The organism is Actinocrinis sp. (assembly GCF_035653575.1).
Lineage (GTDB): Bacteria > Actinomycetota > Actinomycetes > Streptomycetales > Catenulisporaceae > Actinocrinis.
In genome coordinates this window covers 23,721-30,268 of the sequence record NZ_DASRBQ010000126.1, presented here as the reverse complement: position 1 = coordinate 30,268, position 6,548 = coordinate 23,721, and the positions used below count along the sequence as shown (strand labels likewise).

Genomic DNA, 6,548 nt, shown 5'->3' with positions numbered 1-6,548 from the left:
TCCGTTGGATGCGAGGATCCACGCAACGTTCGCGAGCGCCATGGTGCGCCCCGTGCCTCCTTTGTACGAATAGAAGGTCACGATCCTGCCTTCGCGGCGGTCTCGCTCCTGAACCGTCACCGCTCGTCTCCGTTTCCCACGGCGCCGTCTCGCCGACTCGCCTCGCGCACCCTGTGGGGCTCGTTAACAGGATCCGCATCGGTTGGACCGAACGCCCCGCGCGCTCGCTGCTGGTTCGCCAGCACGGAAAGGCAATTCTCTCACTTGTCTGCCGGACCACTCGCCGCATTCTCAGCGCGCTGGCGGTCGCCGTGCGTCACGACGCTTCGAAGGACACGGAGTTGCTCGTGCTTCGCAAGCGCGTGATTGGCACTCCGGTACCCGGAACCGCGTGCCGGCAGCCTTGTGACCCGATCGCACCCGTTCGCCGCACTCCTCGACTTCGAGAAGTCGCTGCTGCCGGGATTTGGCGGCTGGCGTTGTTGACCACGCCCCTGACCAGGCACCGGTGATCGCGCCGAACGCCTTACCGACGCCGCCTTGCACGGCTGAGCAGCCAATGAAGGCGGCCGCTATCGCGCCGAGCTCGAAGGTGCTGGCGGCGCAGGCCGATTGGTGATCATGGTGGCGGTGGAGCAGTGCCTCCGGCGTCGATCAACCACCACGCGACCATTGCGCCAGACGGTCAGGACGTTGTGGAGGGAGCTGATTTCAGTGAGCGGATCACCGCTGATCGCGATCAGGTCGGCGTCGGCGCCCTGAGCAAGACGACCTTTTCGACCACCGAGGCTACATGTATCGGCGGTCACGGCCTTGACCGCGCGCTGAGCATCGCTGAAGCCGAGGACATGACCTATACCGCGCTCTCGGCCGACGTCCACCGCATCCTGGCAGTCGAACGCGGCTGGTTCGCCGACCAATACGAGCGCTGGCTGATCCGAGTTCTCAGCTCCCTGCTCGCACCTCGGTGATGTTCGTCCTGCTGCTCGACGGGATCCCGACCGCGGCCGCCGCGCGGCTCAGGCCGCTCGAGACAGGGGACTGTGTTCCTGTTGCTGTTGAAAGACGCGCACGATCTCCTCGACCGGCAGTTCCTTGGTCTCCGGCAGGAACTTCCAGACGAACACGATGGCCAGGGCACAGAGAGCGGCGAAGCAGACCATGACGCCGCCCAGGCTGATCGCGTTCTGCCAGACCGGGAACACCTCGATCAGCGCGAAGTTGGCCAGCCAGTCGATCATCGCGGCGAAAGCGGCGGCCTGGCCGCGCACCGCGGTCGGGAACACCTCTCCCTGCAGGGTCCAGCCCACCCCGCCGACGCCTATGGCGAAGGAAGCGATGAAGAAGTCCAGGCCGACCATGATGACGACTAGCTGGGTGGTGCCGGACAGCAGGCCCAGGCCGAGCGCGGACACCAGCGCGAAGACGATCATGCCGGTGTATCCGCCGATGGCCAGGGCCTTGCGGCCGAAGCGGTCGATCCACCGGAAGCCGAGATAGGTGGCGGCGACGTTGACCGCGGTCATGATCGCCGTGACCTCGACCCCTGCGACAGTGGTGTGCACCAGGTCGGCGTGCGCGCCGGAGAAGATCGGCCCGAGCAGGTGCGGCCCGTAATAGAGCGGCACGTTGATGCCAGTGATCTGCTGGAAGACGAAGAACACGCAGACCACGGCCAAAGCCCGGCGCACCCCGGGGGTCCAGGCTCGCCGCCGCTTCTCCCGGTCGCCTCCCTCGATCTGCTCGATGACTGATGCCGCGCGGCGGATCTCCTGCTCGCCGACGTCTCCCGCACCCAGTGCCCGGACGGCCTTGCGCACCTCGTCATAACGACCGTGCCGCAACAGCCACCGCGGCGATTCCGGCATCTGGGTACGCAGCACGAGGCCCACCAGCGCCGGCACCGCTCCCAAGCCGAGCACCAGCCGCCAGCCCACGCTGGCCGCGCTGCCAGGCCAGGCGCTGTAGATGATCAGCGCGATGATGTATGCGCTCAGAATTCCGACGGTGATCATCCACTGCTGCAGCATGGTCAGCGACCCGCGCCGGTTCTTGGGCGCGTATTCGGCGATATAGGCGGTCGCGATCGCCGAGTCAGCGCCGATCGCCAAGCCAATCAGCGTGCGAGCGGCCAACAGCATCCCAGCGTCCACGGTCACCGCCGAGAGGATCGCGCCGAGCGCGTAGATGCCCGCATCGACGACCAGCAGCGTCTTACGGCCGAACCGGTCCGCGGCCGGTCCGGCCAGGATCGCGCCGGCCGCCGCGCCGAGCGACGCGCCGGAGACCAGATATCCCTGCGCAAGCCCGCGCAGGTCGTAGGGCACGAAGTTGAGTGCCGATCCGATGTTGGAGGTGTCGTAGCCGAACAGGAACCCGCCCAACGTCGCCAGCAGCGTCAACCGCCAGTAGAAGCCCGTTGGCGCTCGTTCATCGAGAATCGTCAGCACGTTACTGTTCTCGACTGTCTGGCTCATAAGTCGTCCCCTATGCTGTCGCCCCCCCTTTGTGGTCAGCCGTTCGCGGCGTGCGGCATTGCCGGAGAACGCTCGCGGCGGTGGCGCTGTTTTCCGATGCGCCACCGATTACCCCGCCGCGACAGGACCAACCTGCCATCCGGAGAACGGGCTCATGCGAGGCAGCGCTCAGCCGGAGACCCACATCGTCACGGTTCTATGGGGGATCTTGTCGCGGCTGACTGCCGACTGCCAGACGGGGTGACGCTGGTTGTTAGGACGCGCTCTTGTAGGCGACCGCGGCATATCCCCAGTTCTGTTCGGGGTCAGCGGTGACCTCGCCGTCCGGTTGCCACCATGGCAGTTCGACGATGCCGGGTTCGACCAGTTCCAGGCCGTCGAAGAACCGCGCTATCTCCGGCTTGCTACGCAAACTGATACGCGCGTTGGCCCGGTCGTAGACGGTTGCGGCCTCGGTGGCCAACTCGCGCTCGTTGTCGGCGCTAGCGTGGGAGAGCACCAGGAAGCTGCCGGGCGGCACACTACTCATCAACGTCTGGACGATCTCGGCAGGTCGCTCGCGCTCCTCGATGAAGTGCAGCACCGCGACCAACAGCACGGCGACCGGTTGATCGAAGTCAAGCACGGCGCGCACGCGCGGATCGTCCAAGATCCCGTGCGGGTCGCGCAGGTCTCCGTGGATCACACTGGTACGGGCGGGATCGTGGTCAGCGAGCAGGGCGCTGGCGTGGGCCATCACGATCGGGTCGTTGTCCACGTACACCACCCGCGCGTCCGGCGCGACCTGGTGGGCTACCTCGGTGGTGTTGCCTGGACCGGGGATGCCGGTACCGATGTCCAGGAACTGGCTTATGCCCTTGCCTGCCAGATAGCGCACGGCGCGGCCGAGGAAGGCGCGGTTCTCGCGGGCGATCGTGCGCATCTGCGGGAAGACGGCGAGCACCTGTTCGGCGGCGTCGCGATCGACCTCGTAGTTGTCCTTGCCGCCGAGGTAATAGTCGTACATGCGGGCGGTGTGCGCGACGCTGGTGTCGATCTCGCCAGTCTGCCAACCGGGGGTGAGCAATTCCGTCGAGCGCCAGGGTGCTGATTGCGTCTCGTCGTCTCGCATCGCCACCTCCGCTGGTGCTGCACGCGCGTTCTGCGCTGATGGTAGCCGACACAGATCAGTCGCTAGCGCGGGTCCGGTCGGCGACCCCATCGCCGTGGAAGGTTTCGCGGCGCGATCCGCCGTATCCAGGGCCATCACACGGTGGGTTGCACGCCAGTAGCGCGATGCCGATACTCCTGGCGGCAACGCGAATCAGGACTCATCAATCCCCCACTCAGGCCTCCCTGTGGAAAGGATCCGCAATGCCCCGTATCAGCGCACTGAAATCCCGTGCGGCTCTCATCGCGGGAGTCCTCACGCCTGCGCTCGCGGCCACCGTCGCGCCCGCGCCCGCTGCGTCCGCCACCGCTATAGGACCGAACCAGTCCTTCGCCGCGCAAGTCACCGGCTTCTTCCCCGTACCCGGGATGGTGGCCATGGGGCGATCAGCCACGTCGTCCCGATCGGCGCCCTGACCGCGTACGACACGAAGCTGGCCATTCCCACCTCGCTCGTGCTTCCCTGCTGGGGCTCCGGAACCGCGGTGTTCGACCCCACGCCGACCAGCCCGACCGCCCGGGCCGCCGACGTGAAGATCAACTTCCAGGGCCAGCCCTAGAACTCGCGCTGGCAGGACAGATTCGTTCAGCGTCAATCAAGATCAACAACTTGGGCCGTCGACGCTCGAATCGTCGACAGCCCGTCGTTACGGTGCCCGTTAGAGCGCGCGCAGCTACACGCTTACACGCTGACCAGCGTCCGCTCAGCGTCGGCCGCGATGGCGTCCGCAGCCGTTGGCGACGCGGCAGCGGGGCGGGTGAGCAGCTTCGCCGCGATGACGGCGGCGACAGCGATCAGTCCGGCCGCGATCCAGAAAGCGAGGTGGTAGCCGCTGAGCAACGCGGCGTCCTGGCTGCGCCCGGACGAGGCAAGGTGATGGGTTCGCGTTGACGACAGTGTGGCGAGTGCGGCCAGGCCGAGGGCGCCGCCGATCTGCGCAGTGGTGTTCACCAGCCCCGACGCGAGTCCGGCCTGGTGCGGCTTGACCCCGTCCATGGCCAGTCCGATGAGCGCCGGGAAGCAGGCACCCGCACCGAGACCGAGCAGCGCCATCGTGGGCAGCAACCGCGTCAGGTAGCTGGCGTTGGCCGGCGCTACCGCGAGCAGCACGAGCGCGACCGCCATCAGCACAAGTCCGAGCAGCGCAGCGGTACGGGCACCGAACCTCGTGACGAGCCGCTCCGAGTAGCGCACCGACAACGTGCCCATGCAGATGGTGACCGGCAGGAAAGCGAGGCCGATCTGCAGCGCGTCGTAGTGCCGCAGGTTCTGCAGGTACAGGGTGCCGAGGAAGAACGCACCGAACATGCCGGCCGCACCGATGAACTGGATCAGGTTCGCACCGACCAGGTTGCGTGAGCGCAACATCGCGAGCGGCACGAGCGGGCTGCGCGCGTAGCGCTGCCGTACGACGAATCCGGCGAGCAGCGCGAGGCTGACGGCGCCGAGCGCGAGCGTTTCCGAGGCCAGCCAGCCCTGCTCGGCGGCGGGCTTGACGATCGTGTACACGGCGAGCATCAGCGCACTGGTGACCATGCCGGCACCGGCGACGTCGGCTCCGGCGCCGAAGCCCTGGCCCTTGTCCGCCGGAACGAGCCGCTGCGCCGCGAGCGCGACCGCGACGCCGATCGGAACGTTCACGAAGAAGATCCAGTGCCAGCTGATCGCCTGCGCGATCACGCCGCCGGCGAGCAGGCCGACCGCGCCGCCCGCCGACGCGACGAAGGCGAAGACGCCGATCGCCTTGGCCTGCTCCTGCGGCGCGGGAAACATCGCGACAATCATGCCCAGCACGACCGCCGAGGTCAGCGCGCCGCCGACGCCTTGAACGAACCGCGCGGCGACGAGCATCTGCTGATTGACGGCCAGTCCGCACACGGCGGACGCGGCGGTGAAGAGCGCCAGGCCGACCAGGAAGATCCGGCGCCGGCCGACGAGGTCACCCAGCCGGCCGGCGAGCAGCAGCAGCCCGCCGAAGGCGATCAGGTAGGCGTTGACCACCCAGGCCAGGCTGGCCGGCGTGAAGTGCAGATCGCTCCTGATGGCGGGAAGGGCGACGTTCACGATCGTCGCGTCCAACACGATCATCAGCATGCTGCCGCACAGGACGTACAGCGCCAGCCAACGCGACCGGTCGTTTTCAGTGGATATCGAGTGCGCGGAAGTCGTCATACCGCAGGACGTTAGCAGTGCCGGTCACTATTAACAAGCGTCTAGTCCTAAAGAATGACTGCGTGGTATCGTGCAGGCATGGCGACAAGCAGGACGTATGAGGACTCGTGCGGCGTGGCGCACGCGCTCGAGCTCGTGGGCGAGCGTTGGGCGTTACTGGTGGTCAGGGAATTGATGCTCGGAGCCAAGCGGTTCGGCGACATCAAGGCCGGACTGCCCGGCATCAGCGCCAACGTGCTCTCGCACCGGCTCGACGAGCTGGAGCGGGCCGGCCTGGTGACCCGCCGAAAGCTGCCGAAGCCGGCCGCGGTGTGGGTGTACGACCTCACGCCCTGGGCCCGCGACCTGGAGCCGATCATGCAGGTCCTCGGGCGCTGGGCGGCCCGCGACCCTCAGCACCGCAAGGATCTGCACTTCGGCACCGCCTCGCTGATCCTGTCGCTGCGCACGAACTTCGACCCGTCGCTGGCCGAAGGCGTAAACCTGGTCGTCGCATTGCGGCCGGGCGACGAAAGCTTCGTCGCGCGCGTAGCCCGCAAGAAGTTGACCATCGATACGGGCGAGGCGGAGGAGGCCGACGCGACGATCGCCGGAGATGCCCGTGCCTTCGCCTCGGTGACGTACGGCGGCCGTCCGCTCGCCGACGCCGTCGCGACGGGAGACCTCGTGGTCATGGGCACCATGGCCGCGGCGGACTCGTTCCTGCACCTGTACTCGCTGCCACCCGTGGCAACCGTGTAGCGGCGGCG

6 protein-coding genes and 1 pseudogene are annotated in these 6,548 nt (G+C 67.4%); 3 read left to right on the top strand and 4 right to left on the bottom strand.

Features of this window, described 5'->3' with window-relative positions:
* Positions 1 to 457: 457 nt before the first annotated feature.
* A pseudogene (locus VFA06_RS26115) lies at positions 458 to 603 on the bottom strand (sugar ABC transporter permease); the annotation flags it as partial.
* 35 nt (positions 604 to 638) lie between these two features.
* Between VFA06_RS26115 and VFA06_RS18390 the strand changes: the two are divergent.
* A complete protein-coding gene (locus VFA06_RS18390) occupies positions 639 to 971 on the top strand; it encodes a hypothetical protein (protein ID WP_324841845.1) in 333 nt (110 codons plus the stop codon).
* Between the two features lie 48 nt (positions 972 to 1,019).
* On the opposite strand, the gene VFA06_RS18385 is transcribed toward VFA06_RS18390, so the two are convergent.
* Together VFA06_RS18385 and VFA06_RS18380 are read right to left on the bottom strand one after the other, a co-directional pair.
* Positions 1,020 to 2,477 carry a sugar porter family MFS transporter gene (locus VFA06_RS18385; RefSeq protein ID WP_324841844.1) on the bottom strand — a complete coding sequence of 486 codons (1,458 nt, stop codon included), beginning with the start codon at positions 2,475 to 2,477 and terminating at the stop codon, positions 1,020 to 1,022.
* A gap of 253 nt (positions 2,478 to 2,730) precedes the next feature.
* A complete protein-coding gene (locus VFA06_RS18380) occupies positions 2,731 to 3,588 on the bottom strand; it encodes an SAM-dependent methyltransferase (RefSeq protein WP_324841843.1) in 858 nt (285 codons plus the stop codon).
* Positions 3,589 to 3,830: 242 nt separating this feature from the next.
* On the opposite strand from VFA06_RS18380, the gene VFA06_RS18375 reads away from it, so the two are divergent.
* Entirely contained in the window at positions 3,831 to 4,043 is a 213-nt protein-coding gene (locus VFA06_RS18375; RefSeq protein WP_324841842.1) for a hypothetical protein, read from the top strand.
* A gap of 265 nt (positions 4,044 to 4,308) precedes the next feature.
* Here the strand turns inward: VFA06_RS18375 and VFA06_RS18370 are convergent, their stop codons facing one another.
* Entirely contained in the window at positions 4,309 to 5,799 is a 1,491-nt protein-coding gene (locus tag VFA06_RS18370) for a DHA2 family efflux MFS transporter permease subunit (RefSeq protein WP_324841841.1), read from the bottom strand.
* A 78-nt stretch (positions 5,800 to 5,877) separates the two neighbouring features.
* On the opposite strand from VFA06_RS18370, the gene VFA06_RS18365 reads away from it, so the two are divergent.
* Positions 5,878 to 6,540 (top strand): winged helix-turn-helix transcriptional regulator, encoded by a 663-nt coding sequence (locus VFA06_RS18365; RefSeq protein ID WP_324841840.1) that lies wholly within the window; start codon positions 5,878 to 5,880, stop codon positions 6,538 to 6,540.
* The last annotated feature ends 8 nt before the right edge of the window (positions 6,541 to 6,548 follow it).